The organism is Pandoraea sp., from assembly GCF_004297875.1.
Lineage (GTDB): Bacteria > Pseudomonadota > Gammaproteobacteria > Burkholderiales > Burkholderiaceae > Pandoraea.
The window spans coordinates 31,346-46,138 of sequence record NZ_SCSK01000069.1 but is presented as its reverse complement, the minus strand read 5'-3'; the positions used below and the strand labels follow the sequence as shown (position 1 = coordinate 46,138).

The 14,793-nt window shown below is 66.4% G+C and carries 18 protein-coding genes; 2 read left to right on the top strand and 16 right to left on the bottom strand.

All coding sequences use genetic code 11. From position 1 onward, the window contains the following. Positions 1-58: 58 nt before the first annotated feature. The 3 genes from EPN80_RS20350 to EPN80_RS20340 all read right to left on the bottom strand — a co-directional run bounded on the left by EPN80_RS20350 (position 59) and on the right by EPN80_RS20340 (position 2,819). Positions 59-1,036 carry a DMT family transporter gene (locus EPN80_RS20350; protein WP_293031739.1) on the bottom strand — a complete coding sequence of 326 codons (978 nt, stop codon included), beginning with the start codon at positions 1,034-1,036 and terminating at the stop codon, positions 59-61. A 145-nt stretch (positions 1,037-1,181) separates the two neighbouring features. Further along, positions 1,182-2,036: an alpha/beta hydrolase gene (locus tag EPN80_RS20345; protein ID WP_293031737.1), complete on the bottom strand. Its 855-nt coding sequence runs from the start codon at positions 2,034-2,036 to the stop codon at positions 1,182-1,184. An 87-nt stretch (positions 2,037-2,123) separates the two neighbouring features. Then, positions 2,124-2,819: an alpha/beta hydrolase gene (locus tag EPN80_RS20340; protein ID WP_293031735.1), complete on the bottom strand. Its 696-nt coding sequence runs from the start codon at positions 2,817-2,819 to the stop codon at positions 2,124-2,126. A 166-nt stretch (positions 2,820-2,985) separates the two neighbouring features. Here EPN80_RS20340 and EPN80_RS20335 point away from each other — a divergent pair, with 166 nt between their 5' ends. After that, on the top strand, positions 2,986-3,618 hold the full coding sequence (locus EPN80_RS20335) for an ABATE domain-containing protein (RefSeq protein ID WP_293031733.1): 633 nt from the start codon (positions 2,986-2,988) through the stop codon (positions 3,616-3,618). Between the two features lie 58 nt (positions 3,619-3,676). Here EPN80_RS20335 and EPN80_RS20330 read toward each other — a convergent pair whose 3' ends face one another. From EPN80_RS20330 to EPN80_RS20280, 11 genes are all read right to left on the bottom strand, one after another. Beyond that, positions 3,677-4,516: a GGDEF domain-containing protein gene (locus EPN80_RS20330; RefSeq protein ID WP_293031731.1), complete on the bottom strand. Its 840-nt coding sequence runs from the start codon at positions 4,514-4,516 to the stop codon at positions 3,677-3,679. Next, positions 4,486-4,821, bottom strand: a complete 336-nt coding sequence (locus EPN80_RS20325; protein ID WP_293031729.1) for a hypothetical protein — start codon at positions 4,819-4,821, stop codon at positions 4,486-4,488. The genes EPN80_RS20330 and EPN80_RS20325 overlap by 31 nt, the downstream gene beginning before the upstream one ends. Positions 4,822-4,968: 147 nt before the next feature. Then, positions 4,969-5,898 carry an MBL fold metallo-hydrolase gene (locus EPN80_RS20320; RefSeq protein WP_293031727.1) on the bottom strand — a complete coding sequence of 310 codons (930 nt, stop codon included), beginning with the start codon at positions 5,896-5,898 and terminating at the stop codon, positions 4,969-4,971. Then, a complete protein-coding gene (locus EPN80_RS20315) occupies positions 5,895-6,341 on the bottom strand; it encodes a MaoC family dehydratase (protein ID WP_293031725.1) in 447 nt (148 codons plus the stop codon). The genes EPN80_RS20320 and EPN80_RS20315 overlap by 4 nt, the downstream gene beginning before the upstream one ends. Positions 6,342-6,358: 17 nt before the next feature. Beyond that, positions 6,359-6,592 carry a DUF1289 domain-containing protein gene (locus tag EPN80_RS20310; protein WP_293031723.1) on the bottom strand — a complete coding sequence of 78 codons (234 nt, stop codon included), beginning with the start codon at positions 6,590-6,592 and terminating at the stop codon, positions 6,359-6,361. A 13-nt stretch (positions 6,593-6,605) separates the two neighbouring features. Then, positions 6,606-7,040, bottom strand: a complete 435-nt coding sequence (locus EPN80_RS20305; RefSeq protein ID WP_047215221.1) for a thioesterase family protein — start codon at positions 7,038-7,040, stop codon at positions 6,606-6,608. Positions 7,041-7,078: 38 nt separating this feature from the next. Further along, complete coding sequence (locus EPN80_RS20300) at positions 7,079-7,570, bottom strand: YbaK/EbsC family protein (protein ID WP_156884879.1); 492 nt, start codon at positions 7,568-7,570, stop codon at positions 7,079-7,081. Positions 7,571-7,590: 20 nt separating this feature from the next. After that, entirely contained in the window at positions 7,591-8,529 is a 939-nt protein-coding gene (locus EPN80_RS20295; protein ID WP_047216684.1) for a hydroxymethylglutaryl-CoA lyase, read from the bottom strand. Between the two features lie 60 nt (positions 8,530-8,589). Further along, positions 8,590-9,531, bottom strand: a complete 942-nt coding sequence (locus tag EPN80_RS20290) for a glyoxylate/hydroxypyruvate reductase A (protein ID WP_293031722.1) — start codon at positions 9,529-9,531, stop codon at positions 8,590-8,592. Between the two features lie 80 nt (positions 9,532-9,611). Beyond that, positions 9,612-10,166 (bottom strand): YaeQ family protein, encoded by a 555-nt coding sequence (locus EPN80_RS20285; RefSeq protein ID WP_293031721.1) that lies wholly within the window; start codon positions 10,164-10,166, stop codon positions 9,612-9,614. Between the two features lie 69 nt (positions 10,167-10,235). After that, a complete protein-coding gene (locus EPN80_RS20280; RefSeq protein WP_293031720.1) occupies positions 10,236-10,793 on the bottom strand; it encodes an MSMEG_1061 family FMN-dependent PPOX-type flavoprotein in 558 nt (185 codons plus the stop codon). A gap of 353 nt (positions 10,794-11,146) precedes the next feature. On the opposite strand from EPN80_RS20280, the gene EPN80_RS20275 reads away from it, so the two are divergent. Continuing rightward, the gene (locus EPN80_RS20275; RefSeq protein ID WP_293031718.1) at positions 11,147-11,524 is read left to right on the top strand and encodes a helix-turn-helix transcriptional regulator; all 378 of its coding nucleotides are present in this window, start codon (positions 11,147-11,149) and stop codon (positions 11,522-11,524) included. Positions 11,525-11,658: 134 nt separating this feature from the next. Here EPN80_RS20275 and EPN80_RS20270 read toward each other — a convergent pair whose 3' ends face one another. Continuing rightward, positions 11,659-13,689 (bottom strand): acetyl/propionyl/methylcrotonyl-CoA carboxylase subunit alpha, encoded by a 2,031-nt coding sequence (locus EPN80_RS20270; protein ID WP_293031716.1) that lies wholly within the window; start codon positions 13,687-13,689, stop codon positions 11,659-11,661. A 40-nt stretch (positions 13,690-13,729) separates the two neighbouring features. Beyond that, positions 13,730-14,791, bottom strand: a complete 1,062-nt coding sequence (bioB, locus tag EPN80_RS20265; RefSeq protein WP_293031714.1) for a biotin synthase BioB — start codon at positions 14,789-14,791, stop codon at positions 13,730-13,732. Positions 14,792-14,793 lie beyond the last annotated feature (2 nt).

Genomic DNA, 14,793 nt, shown 5'->3' with positions numbered 1-14,793 from the left:
TCGGACGTTGCCGGTGCTCATGTCGTGTCCGGACCATGTCGTTCGTTCATAACAATGGTCAGGCTTCGCCTTCGGCGAGCGCCGCATTCATTCGTTCCTGTTCAGTGCGCGCGGGAATTTCGCGGTTGACCAACCACAGCGCGACGCAGATCAACAAGCCGCCCGCTGCCTGCAGCCACGACAACGTCGTGTCGAGCAAGAAAAACGATAGCACGACGGTAAACAGCGGCGCGAGAAACAGATAGCCGCTGGTTCTGGTGGCCCCGCCTTGCCTGAGCGCGACGAACCACAGGCCGAACGAGCCGGTCGAGGCCGGGATCGACAGCCAGAGAAACCATCCCCATTGGGTCGGATTGACCGCTGCGGGCCAGTGCTCGCCGCTAGCGTACGCGATGACCAACAGGGCGACCGAGCCGATCAGCATTTGCCAGAAGCTCAAGGCCCAGGCGCCCATTGGCAGGTTGGCACGCTTGTTGACGATGGTGGCGGCCGCCCAGCACACCGCGGAGGCCAGCCCAATCAGCTCGCCGGCCAAGGCGCCCGGGGACGAGAGCGTGCCGGCGCCCAGCCCGATCGCGAGCACGACGCCGACGATTCCCAGCAACAGGCCGGCGGCCCGATGCCGATGCAATGCCTCGCCGAGAAACAGCCGACCCAACACCGCTACCCAGATCGGATTGGTGAAAAGCAGGATCGCCGCCGTGGCTGCCGAGATCGACCGCATGGAGAGAAACAGCAGGCCCATCACCGCCGCGGTTTGTGTCAGCCCGATCAGGGCAACCAGGGCCACATCGCGCGCTCGCATGCCGCGGGGCACCAGGGCCGCACGCAGCGAGCGGTTGTCGAGCCGCGCCAGCGGCAAGGTGGCGAGCGCGGCGACCAGAAACCGCCAGCCCACCAGCGACATGGGAGCAAACCCCTGCGCCAGCAGGATCTTGCCTGACACGAAGCTCGACCCCATCAGGAAAGTCGAGGTGACCAGAATGACGAAAAATCCCGCCTTGCCGGCATGGGATGCATGGTGATGGCCGCTCATTTGCGTGGCCTCCGTGTATGCCAGCGTCGATTGATTTCGGGGGGTGTTCTTGCTGCTGGCCGCACTGGGGCGCTGGCGTGCCAGTGCGGCGCCGGAGCGCCGTGAATGGCCGGGCAACCGCGCTGCGCATTGCCCGGCTCGCGGCTCAACGTGTCAGGAAATCCACGATCGCCGCGCCGATCTGTGCCGCATGCGTCTCCAACGCAAAATGCCCGGTGTCGAACATGCGCACCACCGCATTCGGCAAGTCGCGCTTGAATGCTTCGGCGCCGGCCGGCAAGAAGAACGGATCGTGCCTGCCCCACACGGCCAGCAATGGCGGTTGATGGGTCCGGAAATATTGCTGGAACGCCGGGTACAGCGCGACGTTGCTTTTATAGTCGCCGAACAGATCGAGTTGAATCTCGTGCGCACCCGGCCGGCTCAGGTAAAACGCGTCCAGCGAGTAGCCATCCGGCGATACGCTGGCCGGGTTCGGCACGCCGTGCGTGTACTGCCAGACCGTTGTCTCGTCCGTGAGCAGTGCGCGCAGCGCCTCGCGATTGGCTTGCGACGGATCTTGCCAATAGGCGCGGATCGGATTCCAGCCCTCGCTCAACCCCTCTTCGTAGGCGTTGCCGTTCTGCGAAATCAGCGCGGTGATTCGTTCGGGGTGCTCGAGCGCGAGCCTGAAGCCCGTCGGTGCGCCATAGTCGAACACATAAACCGCGAAACGCTCGAAGCCGATCACTTCGGTGAAGCGCCCGATGACCTTGGCGATATTGTCGAACGTGTAGGCAAACCGATCGCGCCCGGGCATATCCGATTGTCCGAAGCCGGGCAGGTCCGGTGCGACGATGTGGAAGCGGTTCGCGAGTTCGGGGATCAGGTCGCGAAACATATGGCTCGCGCTCGGGAAGCCATGCAGCAGTAATAGTTTCGGCGTGCCCGGCTGGCCCGCTTCGCGGTAGAACACCTTGAAACCGTCGACGTCGGCATGGCGATAGGTAATGGCAGTCATGATTTTCATCCCAAAGAAAAGTAAAGGAGGGGGATACGGGCACCCAAACGCGGCACCCAATTGCGGGGAATGCAGGTCGTGAGGTCGCTAGCTGGCTGAGATGGTCCGGGCTGCTTCGACAATGAGGTCCGTGACGACGCCCGGCGCGCTGACCATCGGCGTGTGATCGACCGGGTGCGCATGGATGCGCGCACCCATGCGGCGCGCCATGAAGGACTGCGTCTCGGGGTGGATCATCCGGTCCTGCCCGGCGACCAGAAACCAACTGGGGCGGTCGCGCCAGAGCGGGCGCTCGAGCGCCTGGCCGATGCATGCCGCCGCGATGGGGCGCTGTACCGCTGCGAGCACCGATAGCTCAGGCGGCGAAGCATATTGAGCAAACGCCGTCGCGAACGCTTCGTGCGGCAGCCAGATCAGGCCATGGCGATCGGGCGCCAGGCGGGGGGCTTGCGGGTGGGGCTCGGCGCGATAGAACATGTCGGCCACGGTTTCGCCCTCGTCGGGCGCGAGCGCCGCGACGTACACCAGCGCCGCCACACGCTCATTGAGGACGCCTGCAATGACGGCGCCCGCGTAGGCATGGCCGACCAGCACCACCGGGCCATCGATTCGCTCGAGTGTGCGCTCGAGCGCGGCGACGTCCTCGCTCAATGAGGTCAGCGGCAAGGGCGCTGCGACGGCATCGATATGCTGCGCCCGCAGCATATCGATCACCTTGCGCCAACTCGATCCATCCGCCCATGCGCCGTGCGCCAGTACAACGCTTACGTTATTCACAGACATGTCTTGCTCCTTTGGAGAAAGGCGGCCGTTACCGGAGATCGTGACGTACCGCAAATGTGTAACCTCTATTTGTGTTTTTTAAAGGTTATTCAATCAATTGGTAACTTGTCAATGCTATTTTTAGAGGTTACAATTTTCTTATCATTTTTCCTTCCTCGTTGCCCCAATGGACTACCGCCAGATTCCCGCGATATTCGTGGCCGATGCACCGGGCCTCGACTTTCTGAATTCGGTTGCCACGCCGGTGGACGAGCCGGTCGACTGGCTCGCCGACGGCGAAGGCTTGCTGGCATGGCTGGCCCAGGCGAATCTGGTGCCGGCTTCAGTGCTTGCCGAGATGCGCTCGCAGGCCGCGCCAGCCGAACTCGACGAAGTGGCGGCGCAGGCGCGCGCACTGCGCGAGTGGTTTCGCGCCTTCGTCGGCAAACGCAAGGGACGGCCGCTGGATACCGTTAAATTGAGCGAGATCGAGCCGCTGAACCGGTTGCTCGCGCAGGACGATCAATATGGCGAAGTCGTGGCCGGCGCGGCAGACGGAGGCGCGGCCTTGAGGCTACGTTCGCGCCGCCGCTGGAAATCCCCAGCGTCGTTGCTGATGCCGATCGCCGAGGCGCTGGCGCGACTGATCTGCGAGCAGGATTTCACCTACGTGAAGGCGTGCGAGGGGCCGCGCTGCACGCTGCTGTTTGCCGATCACACGCGCGCTCACGCGCGTCGCTGGTGCAGCATGGCAATCTGCGGCAATCGCGCCAAGGTGGCGGCGCATCGCCAGCGCGCGAAGGTACGCGAGCAGGGTTGAACCCGGCGCGCCGGACCGAGGTCGCCGGCGTGGCGCCGAGCCAGGCATGATGGCCTGCTCAACAGACCACCAGGCGATCCCGGCCCAGGCGCTTGGCCTGATACAGCGCGTGGTCGGCCTGTTGCAACCAGGCGTCGGGGTTGGGGAATCCCGCGGAAAAGGCGACTATGCCGGCGCTCGCGGTGCAGCCGGGCGGCATTTCCCGATCGAGGCTGGTTTGCGCGCGCAGCCTGGCGAGCAGCCGGTCGATGATCGGCTCCGCCTGGTCGGCGTTCACGCCGGGCAGGATCACGCCGAATTCCTCGCCGCCATAGCGGCCGATGATGTCCTCGCTGCGCAGGCTCTCGCGCAGCGTGCCCGCGAATTTCTGCAGCACCAGGTCGCCGGCGAGATGGCCATGCGTATCGTTGATCTGCTTGAAATGATCGAGATCCAGCATGATCAGGCAGGCGGGCCGGCCGCTGGCGAGACATTCATCGAAGGTTCTGGCCAGGCAGGCTTCCCAGTAGAAGCGGCTGAACAGGCCCGTGAGCCCGTCGTGCTGGTTCAGGTATTCGAGTTCGCGGGTGCGCTGGGCGAGCTTTTGCGACATTTCGTAGGTCGCCTGCCCCAGCGCGATCGGATAAAGCACCAGCATTGGCAGGCAGGTCACGATATTGAACATGTCGGAGGTCGGGGCAACGTGCAGGCCGAGCACGCCGGCGCCGACGACGGCGCCCGCCGCGTGCGCGATCAGGCCTCGCCAGAACAGCGCCAGGCCGCCTGCGCCGATATCGTCCATCGACAGCATGGTGATGAGCACCAGGCTTGGCAGCAGGTTGAAACGCATCGCGACGACCCAGAAACCGCCGAATGCCGCGTCGATCATCAGATTGCGGCGCTCGCCCCGATAGGGCACGCGGGCGCGCAACGCAAGGCGATAAGCGAGGTGCGGCCACAGAGGTAGCCGTGGAACACGAGCAGCGCCCACAGCCACGGAGCGGCGTGCAACTGGCGAAACACGCCAGCGACGCAGAAAAAGCCGATCGCGCATCCCATCGTGCGCAGCCGATAGATCCGGCGGGCAAAACCTTTGCCCCTGCCGGCCAGCGCTTTGCCGGTGGTCGGCGGACTCGACGCCGCGGGAGGCGGCTCGGTCGGGGAGTGTGGCGGGGGCGCGTCTTCGGCCAGGCGAAGCTTCGCTTTCCCTTTACTGGTTTTCATGGCGGCGGCCCATTTCGATTGGGACGCTCGTTCAGTACCGGTACGCGGTGGTCGCAGTAACTAGGGGCCCCTTGCGCGGATTATCTCTCAATTCGATGCTTTTTTTTGATCGGTTATCACGCCCACGCTCGATTGCCATGACTTAAGTCAAGGTTGCCCGGCGGCGCTCACGGTGTCGCCATCGAGTCGAACCGCGCCGGCGCGTGCCAGTTCGCCGCAGAGCTCATCGAGCAACGCCGGCCAATCCGCGGGCGGCGCCAGCATCGCGGCGGCCGCACGCATCACATCCGCCTGAGCGAGCATTGCCTGCAGCTCTGCCCGCGCGAGCTGGCGCGCCGATAACAGCCGGAATACGATCAGCACCTTCAGCGCGTTGCGGGCATTGCGGCGTGGGTCGGCGCGCAGGTAGGCCAGCCGGCCGCGTGCGATGTCGAGCGCGCGGGCGGGCTCGCCAAACGGCGCACCGTGCCCGGGAATCACGCAGCGCACCTCGAGCCGGCCGATCAGATCGAGCACCGCGCCCTGCTCGGCGAAACCCGAAGCGCCGTCGAGTTCCGGGAAGATCACGCCGAAGCCGTTTTCCCACAGGGCGTCGGCGGAAATCAGAATGGCCTCGGCCGGGCAGTACAGCATCAGCGAGTGCGGGTCGTGACCCGGCGCCCCCAGCACTTCCCAGGCAAGGTGGCCGAGCGTCAGCGTGTCGCCTGGCCGCAGCGTGCCGTCGAAGGCAAAGCGCGCGCATTGCTGCCCGGTGGCCCGATAGCTCAGGCGCGCTTCGTCCCAGTCGCGCACGACATCGGCCTCGGCGGCCGGGATCAGGGTGCGGCAGCCGTAGCGCTGCTGCAGCAGCGCGTTGCCGCCGCAGTGGTCCGAATGCAGATGCGTATTGATGATTCGCCTGAGTCCTTGCGGGTATCCGGCGAGTGCGTTTTCCACCAGCGCGAGCGTCTGTTCGGCATGCGAAACATAACCGCTGTCGACCAGCGTCGGTTCTTCGTCCAGGAACAGGATGTTGTTGGACGACAGCCAGCCGCGCTGCAGCACGCGCATCGAGGCTGGCAGCGGCGGTGTGCTCATGCGGGCTCGGTGCCGGGCTGTGAGCGCGGGCAGACGAGAATCGTGGCGGTGCCCAGCAGGGCCGTTTCGCCGCGCTGGTTGATGGCGCTGCCGTGCAGCGTGACGATGTCGCCGCCGAGCTTGTCCTTCCATACGGCCTCGTCCACCGTCCATTGCATGGTGACGGTGTCGCCGACGCCGACCGCCTTCTTCAGCCGCACGTCGAACTCCAGGCCCAGAGGCTGGCGATCGATCGAGTAGTGGGTGGCCAGCATCGCGCAGAAATACGACATCGGCTGGGTGCCCGAGGCGATCAATCCGCCGAAACGGCTTGCGGCGGCGTAGTCGTCATCCAGATGCAGGGGGTTGTTGTCGTTGGCCAGTCGGGCAAAGGTCTTGATGTTCTCGGCGGTAAACGAGAACGTGTCGCAGAAGGTTTCGCCGATTTGAACGATGCGTCCCATGGGTTATCGAGTCGGTGTCAGAAGGATTCGCGCGCATGCTGCGCACGCCGGGCGTCGAGTGCTTGCCACACGTCGCACTTGGCTGCCTCGGAGAGCGTCGACCAGGCGGCGATCTCGTCGAGCGTGCGCCAGCAGCCTTCGCACCAGCCGGTGGCCGGGTTCATCCGGCAGATATTGGTGCAGGGCGACGGCACCGGCGAGCAGGGCGGCATCTGCGGCACGTGAGGTGGCGAGGCGGGGCGGGACGGCATGCGGCGCAACGTATTAAATGGCCAGGCCGAGCTTGTCGGCCTTTTCGCGCAGTTTGGTGTGAAAGCGCGTGTTATCGACCAGCATGCGTTCGTGCACGCCTTCGGTGATTTTGTCGAGGCCGTCCCAGGCTTCGACTTCGAATTTGAGCCGGCGTCCGTCGATCTCGACCAGCCGCCCCTGGATGCGCAGGGTGTCGCCGGCCGGCGTGGCGGCCAGATGCGAGAACGAGATCAGCGTGCCGAGCGACTGTTCCTGCGGCCAGTCCAGGTACGGCTGGATCGCCTGCAGGCAGGCGCATTCCATGATGCCGGCCATGTAGCCGGTGGCGAGCACCGCCGGCATCTCGCGGCATGGCGCGATGTCGTCGTACAGTTCGGGCACCAGGGCCTTGCGCGGCACCTGGTAAGTCCATTCGAACGCGAAGCCGGGTTGCAGGGCAGCTTGCATCGGCGAATCTCCAGCAAAAGGGTTAAATGAAGGATCGGTCAATCGCGCAGCGCGACGTCGGCCACCGGCGCGCCGGTCATCGCCTCGAGCTGCTGCGGACTCAGGTTGAACACCGCATGGGGATGGCCGGCGGCGGCCCACAGGCTGTCTAGCGCGAACAGATCGGCGTCGATCAGCATCACCGGTGGTGTCAGATGGCCGATCGGGCACACGCCGCCGATCGCATAGCCGGTCTTGTCGCGCACGAACTTGGCATCGGCCTTGGCCAGCGGGCCGACCTGCGCGGCGACCTTGCGTTCGTCGACCCGGTTGGCCCCGCTGGCGATGACCAGCACCGGGGCGTCGTCAGCGGCGCGCCGGAAGATGATCGACTTGGCGATCTGGGCCACGTCGCAGCCCAGGCCGGCGGCCGCTTCGGCCGAGGTTTTGCCGGTTTGCGGCAGCATCACCACCGGTTTGTCGTGACCGGCTTCGGCGAGCAGGCGCGCGACCCGTTGCGCGCTCTCGGGCAGGGAGGTATCGATATTCATGGCAAGCGTGCTGGCTGGATTCATGCGCTGGCGGCCGCGGCCCGATCGCGCATCTTGGTGAGCAGCGCGCGGCCGGCGCGCGAGGCGTTGGCGCGCCCGATCGCCTGCGAGATGAAGTCGCCCGTCTCGACGACCTGCTCGAGGTCGATGCCGGTCTCGATGCCCAGGCCCTGCAACAGGTACAGGACGTCTTCGGTGGCGACGTTGCCGGTCGCGCCCTTGGCATAGGGGCAGCCGCCCAGGCCGGCCACCGACGAATGAAAAATCGTGATGCCGCTGAGCAGTGCCGCGTAGATATTGGCCAGCGCCTGCCCGTAGGTGTCGTGGAAATGGCCCGAGAGGCGCTCGATCGGAAATACCTTGGCGGCCGCCTCGATGACCGTGCGCGTCTGCCCGGCGGTGCCCACGCCGATGGTGTCGGCAATGTCGATTTCGTCGCAGCCCAGCGCCTGCAGACGTTGCACCACGTCGACCACCGCGGCGACCGGCACCTCGCCCTGGTAGGGGCAGCCCAGGCAGCAGGAGATCGCGCCGCGCAGGCGCAGGCCGGCATCCTTGGCCGCGCGCGCGACCGGCGCGAAGCGGGCTACGCTCTCGGCGATCGAGCAGTTGATATTGCGCTGCGAGAAAGCTTCGCTGGCGGCGCCGAAGATCACCACCTCGTCGGCGCGCGCGGCCAGCGCGCCCTCGAAGCCCTTCATGTTGGGTGTGAGGACCGAGTAGATGGTGCCGGGGCGGCGCGCGATGCCGGCCATGACCTCGGCGCCGTCGGCCATTTGCGGCACCCACTTGGGCGAGACGAACGAGGCGGCCTCGACGTTGGCGAAACCGGCGGCCGAGAGCCGGTCGACCAGTTCGATCTTGGTGGCCAGCGGCACCAGCTGCTTCTCGTTCTGCAGGCCGTCGCGCGGTCCGACTTCAATGACCTTGACCTGCCGGGGTAACTGCGTCGCACTCATATTTGCCTCCTGTTCGGCGCGCCGGCGGACGCCGGGCGCAATGTCTGTCATGCATGGCCTCTAATAGCCGCGTTGCCGGTCGACCACGCCGGCGAGCGGCTCGCCGCGCTCCATGGCGCGGATGTTGCGCGAAATCTGTTCGATCGTCTCTTCATGCAACGTCAGTGCCGAGATGTGCGGCGTCAGCGTCAATCCCGGCGTATGCCAGAACGGATGCCCGGCGGACAGCGGTTCGGTGCGGCACACGTCGAGCGTCGCGCCGGCCAGTTGCCCGCTGCGCAGCGCCGCCAGCAGGTCGTCTTCTGCCAGGTGCTCGCCGCGCGCCACGTTGATCAGGTACGCGCCCTGGGCCAGCCGGTCGAACACGCGGCGATCGAGCAGCCCGGCGGTAGCGGCGGTGAGCGGCAGCAGATTGACCAGCACGCGCGTGCCGGCAAGAAAATCGCCAAGTCCGGCGGCGCCGGCAAAGCAGGTCACGCCGGGCAGGGTCTTGGCCGTGCGGCTCCAGCCGCGCACCGGAAAACCGAAGCGGGCGAGCGCCGTGGCCACCTGTGCGCCCAGCGTGCCCAGCCCGAGCAGGCCGATGGCGAACTGTTCGCGCGGGTAAGGCGCGAGCGGCTGCCAGACGCCCTGGGCCTGTTGTCTGTCATAGGCGTCGAAGCGGCGGAAATAGCGCAGCGTCGCATGCGTGACGTACTCGACCATTTGCGCGCCCATGCCGGCGTCGTCGAGCCGCACCAGCGGCACCTCCGGCGGCAGCAGGCCGGGCTCCTGCGCCAGCAGCGCCAGCACGGCGTCGACCCCGGCGCCCAGATTGAAGACTGCCTTGAGTCCCCGGCGATGGCGCAGCACGTCGGCGGTCGGCCGCCACAGTATCAGGTAGTCGGCATGCCCGCGCTCGCCCGGCGCCCAGGCCCGCACGCGTGCCTCGGGCAGCGCGGCGGCAAAGCCGGCGACCCAGCGCTGGCGCTGCTCTTCGGGGCTGTAAATCAGGATATCCATAACGAAGCGGGGATGGCCTAAGCGGGCGGCATATATGACGTATACGTCAAGTGTAACAAAGGCCGGCCGGACGCGGGACGCTAATGATCGGCGCGCGGCGCGAGCAGCGTCTCGGGCGTGACCGGCACGCTGTGCTGGCCGTCGGAGAGCCACACGCTGCCGTCCTGGATGGTGCATTGCAGGCGCATGTTGCGCTGCGCCAGCCGGCCCAGCGTGGCCAGGTCGTCGTCGCTCAGCAGCCTGACGGTCAGCCGTTCGGCGCGCGCCAGCTTGCCGGCGTTCTGCTCCCACCAGACCGAGGCGGCGCGCCCGCCGTAGGCATAGACATAAACGCGCTCGGCGCGCCCGCACGCCTTGCTCAGGCGCCGCTCGTCGGGCAGGCCGACGTCGATCCAGCAGGCGATCGCGCCGGTCAGGTCGTGTTGCCAGAGGTCGGGCTCGTCGGCGGTGCTCAAGCCCTTGCCAAAGCTCAGGTGCTCGTGCGCGTGCAGCAAAAAGGCCAGCAGGCGCACCATCATCCGCTCGTCGGTCTCCGACGGATGGCGGGCGATGGTCAGCGCGTGATCCTGGTAATACTGCCGATCGAGGTCGGCGATTTGCACATCGGCTTTGTAGATGGTGGCTTTGAGTGCCATGAGGGGGCGGCGCATCCTGCAAGGTGTCGGTCAGACCCGAAGCATAGCCGATGCGGCCGCAAGCGGCTGCTAGTCGCTCGGCAGCGTGCCCGGCGCGGCAAGCCGATCCGAACCCCACAAACCGGCCCGCCGCACGGCCCCGGTGCATTGAAAGAGGATTCGCTGGACCTGTACCACCAGCACCACCTTGGGCGCTTGGCCGTCGGCCATGCAGGTGCCGAGCAGGACCGGATCGATCGAGAGGGTCGCGTTGCCGCTCACGCGCAGGGTCTGCGCGATGCCGGGGATCATGAACAGCAACGCCATGCGCGGATCGGCCAGCAGGTTATGCATGCTGTCGATGCGATTGTTGCCGGGGCGAACCGGCATGAGCAGGGTTTGGCTGTCGAGCACCTGCACGAAGCCGGGCGGCCCGCCGCGCGGCGAGCAGTCGAGGCCGGCCGGGCCGGCCGTGGCCAGTAGCGCGAATGGCGCGGCCTCGATCCATTGCCGGCAGGGCGCGTCGATGGTGTCGATATTCCCGGCCGGTTCGGACTCGCCGGGGGCGTCGAAATGCTGGGCGAGATCGGCGGCGCAGTTCAGGGCGAACAGCGGGTTGTGGCAAAAGGAGGACAGCGGAGTGAACATGATGGGGTTTCCCTGCGCGATGGTCATTGGGACAGCCATGCGGGCCGCGGGGGGAAGCGGAGCACAACGACGGCCGGTCGCCGACGCCGGTCGGGGTGTCTGGGCAGGCGGCGGGGCGGCATCGGCCACGCGGCAACCGGGTTGTTGCCGATGGTGCGGCCTATTATAGATAACTATTGAATAGCCGTTGACGGTGCCGGCACGAGTTTACCGGCCTTCTCGGGGTTTTTGGGGCTTTACGCGCACAAATTAATGACGCGACAATTTGTTACTTATAGTGTGTCTTAATAAAAGGCGTCGTGTTGTGTTGAGCAAATTCTTAGCCTGTGGAGCCTCTCGTCGCACAACGGCTTATGGATCAAGATCCTCTCAAATTGTTTGGTCAACGCTTGGCGATGTTCCGCAAGGCACGCGGCTGGTCGCAGGAAAAACTGGCCCTTGAAAGCGGACTGGCGCGCTCCTACGTGGGCGGCATCGAGCGCGGCCTGCGCAACGTCGCGCTGGTCAATATCTGCGTGCTGGCCGATACGCTGAACGTCGCACCCGCCGAATTACTCAACTTCGAGCACAACAGCAGCCTGAGGGTCGAGCAGGTGCTGACGCCATACGGCAATCCCAATGACCCGATGGTGGCGATCTCGCGCGCGGTGGGCAAAATGAATCCGGAGGATCAGGCGCTGGTCGCCAGCCTGGTGAAGGTGCTGGCCACGCGCTTCAGATCCAGGCGCTGAGTCCGCAACCACGGATTGCGCTCGGGGCCGGGCTGGCTCGACCCCGAGAGGTGTCTGAAAATTTTTCTAAAATGTCTTAGGTGCCGCCCAGGAGGGATCTGCATTTTCCGGGGCGGCCCGTCCAGATGTGCGAGCTACTCGGCCGCCTTGAGCGACAGCAGTTGCGCGCCCTCCTGCACCTGCTCGCCGACGCCGTACAGCACTTCGTCGATTTCGCCGTCGGCCGGGGCGCTGATGGTGTGCTCCATCTTCATGGCTTCCATCACGATCAGCGGCATGCCCTTGGTGACCTTGCCGCCTTTCTCGGCGAGCACCGCGATGACCTTGCCGGGCATCGGCGCGGTGAGCTTGCCCTCGCCGCCTTCGTGGCCCGCCTGCTGGGCCAGCGGGTCATGCCATTGCAGCGTCCAGTGACGGCCCTCGTAAAACACGTGGTAGGTCGCGCCGTCGATATGCACGTGGCCCTGCGTGCGCGTGTCGCCCAGCGTCAGCTGCAGGGCGCCCTGCTCATGGCGGTACGCGAAGGGTAGCGTGTGGCCAGCCACCGCCAGCGTGCTGTGGTCGCCCAGATAGGCGAGCATCACGTCGTGCCGCGTGTCGTCCTGGTCGAATTGCAGGGTCCGTTCGTAATGGCCATTCAGGCGCCAGCCGTTGTGCTGATGCCACGGCGAGTGGGGATCGGTGCTGTCCAGATACTGTTTGCGCTGGCGGATCTGCTCGCGCTCGAGCAGGGCCGCGGTAGCCAGCGCGAGCGCGGCGGCCGGCACCGGCTCGGCGGCCGGAAACAGCGTATCGTGATGCCGCTCGATCAGACCGGTGTCCAGATCGGCGGTGGCGAACGGCTCGCTGGCCACCAGCCGGTCGAGAAAGGCGATGTTGGTGGCCACCCCGGCCACCCGATACTCGGCCAGCGCCTGGCGCATGCGCGCCAGCGCTTCGGCGCGGTCGCGCCCCCAGACGATCAGCTTGGCGATCATCGGGTCGTAGAACGGCGAGATCGTATCGCCCTCGCGCACGCCGGCGTCGATCCGCACCGGCGCCGGGTCGCTGCCCTGCGCGCCGCGCTCGAAAGCGACTGCCGCGGGCGTGCGCAGGTATTTGAGCGTGCCGGTCGAGGGCAGGAAGTTGTTGTCGGGGTTTTCCGCGTAGACGCGCGCCTCCAGCGCGTGCCCGTGCAGGCGCAGCTCTTCCTGGCGCAGCGGCAGCGGTGCGCCGGCGGCCACGCGCAATTGCCATTCGACCAGATCCAGGCCAGTGATCATTTCGGTCACCGGATGCTCGACCTGCAGGCGCGTGTTCATTTCCATGAAATAGAACGAGCCGTCCTGGTTGGCGATGAATTCGACCGTGCCGGCGCCGACGTAGCCGACCGCCTGCGCGGCGGCCACCGCCGCTTCGCCCATGGCGCGGCGGCGCTGTTCGGTCATGCCCGGGGCCGGCGCTTCCTCGAGCACCTTCTGGTGCCGGCGCTGCACCGAGCAATCGCGCTCGAACAGGTACAGGCAGTTGCCGTGCGTGTCGGCGAATACCTGGATTTCGATGTGGCGCGGCCGGGTCAGGTATTTTTCCAGCAGCACGCGGTCGTCGCCGAAGCTGCTTTGCGCCTCGCGCTGGCACGAGGCGAGCGCGGCCTTGAAGTCGGCGGCGCTCTCGACCACCCGCATGCCCTTGCCGCCACCGCCGGCGCTGGCCTTGAGCAGGACCGGATAGCCGATCTCGTCGGCCTGTGCCTGCAGGAATTCGGGCGCCTGCTCGGCGCCGTGATAGCCCGGCACCAGCGGCACGTTGGCGTGCTCCATCAGGCTCTTGGCGGCGCTTTTGCTGCCCATTGCCCGGATCGCCTCGACCGGCGGGCCGATGAAGACCAGTCCGGCGCTCGCGCATGCGGCGGCGAACGCTTCGTTTTCCGACAGAAATCCGTAGCCCGGGTGAATCGCTTGCGCGCCAGTGCGCCGCGCCGCGTCGATTACCGCATCGATGCGCAAATAGCTGTCGCGCGCGGCCGCGCCGCCGATATGCACGGCCTCGTCGCAAACCGCGACGTGCTTGGCCTGCGCGTCGGCGTCGGAATAGACCGCCACGGTCTTGATGCCGAGGCGGCGGCAGGTTGCCGCGACGCGGCAGGCGATTTCGCCGCGGTTGGCAATCAGGATCTTGTCGAACATGTCGTCTCCAGTCGTTTTCAACGCAGGGGGTATCTCGGGCTCAGTGGGATGCGCAGGCCGCGCCGCACCCGTCGGACGAACCCGCTTCGCCGAGCCGCTCGCTCAATTGCGCCTCGGTGCTGGCGTGCATGCCCAGGCGCGCCAGCAGCTGGCGGTCGGCCTCGGCCTGCGGGTTGCCGGTGGTCAGCAACTGGTCGCCGTAGAACATCGAGTTGGCGCCGGCCAGGAAGCACAGCGCCTGCAGCGCGTCGTCCATGGTCTCGCGCCCGGCCGACAGGCGCACCATGGCGCGCGGCATGGTGATGCGCGCCACCGCGATGGTGCGCACGAACTCGAACGGATCGACCGCTTCGCTGCCGGCTAGCGGCGTGCCTTCGACCTGCACCAGGTTGTTGATGGGCACCGATTCCGGGTACGGGTCCATGTTGGCCAGCTGTACGATCAGCCCGGCCCGCTCGCGGCGCGATTCGCCCAGCCCGACGATGCCGCCGCAGCACACCTTGAGGCCGGCCTCGCGCACGCGCTCGAGGGTATCGAGCCGGTCCTGGTAGGTGCGGGTGGTGATGATCTGGCCGTAGAACTCCGGCGCGGTATCGAGGTTATGGTTGTAGTAGTCGAGGCCGGCATTCTTGAGTTCTTCGGCCTGGCCTTCCTTGAGCATGCCGAGCGTGACGCAGGTCTCCAGCCCCATCGCCTTGACTCCGCGCACCATGTCCTGCACCGCCTCGAGGTGATGCGGCTTGGGCGAGCGCCAGGCCGCGCCCATGCAAAAGCGCGTCGCGCCGTTGTCCTTGGCGCGTTGCGCCGCGGCCAGCACTTCGTCGAGCGGCATCAGCTTGTCGGCTTCGACGCCGGTGTCGTAGCGTGCCGATTGCGGGCAGTAGGCGCAGTCTTCCGGGCAGCCGCCGGTCTTGATCGACAGCAGCGTCGAGAGCTGCACGGCGTTGGCGTCGAAATGCTCGCGATGCACCTGCTGGGCGCGATAAATCAGATCGGCGAACGGCAGTTCGAACAGCGCCAGCACGTCGGCGGTGCGCCATGCTGTGGCGTTTTTGCGCAGGTCGTCCTGGTGGGCGGCGGCGGTGTGGGCGTGAGTTTGCATGG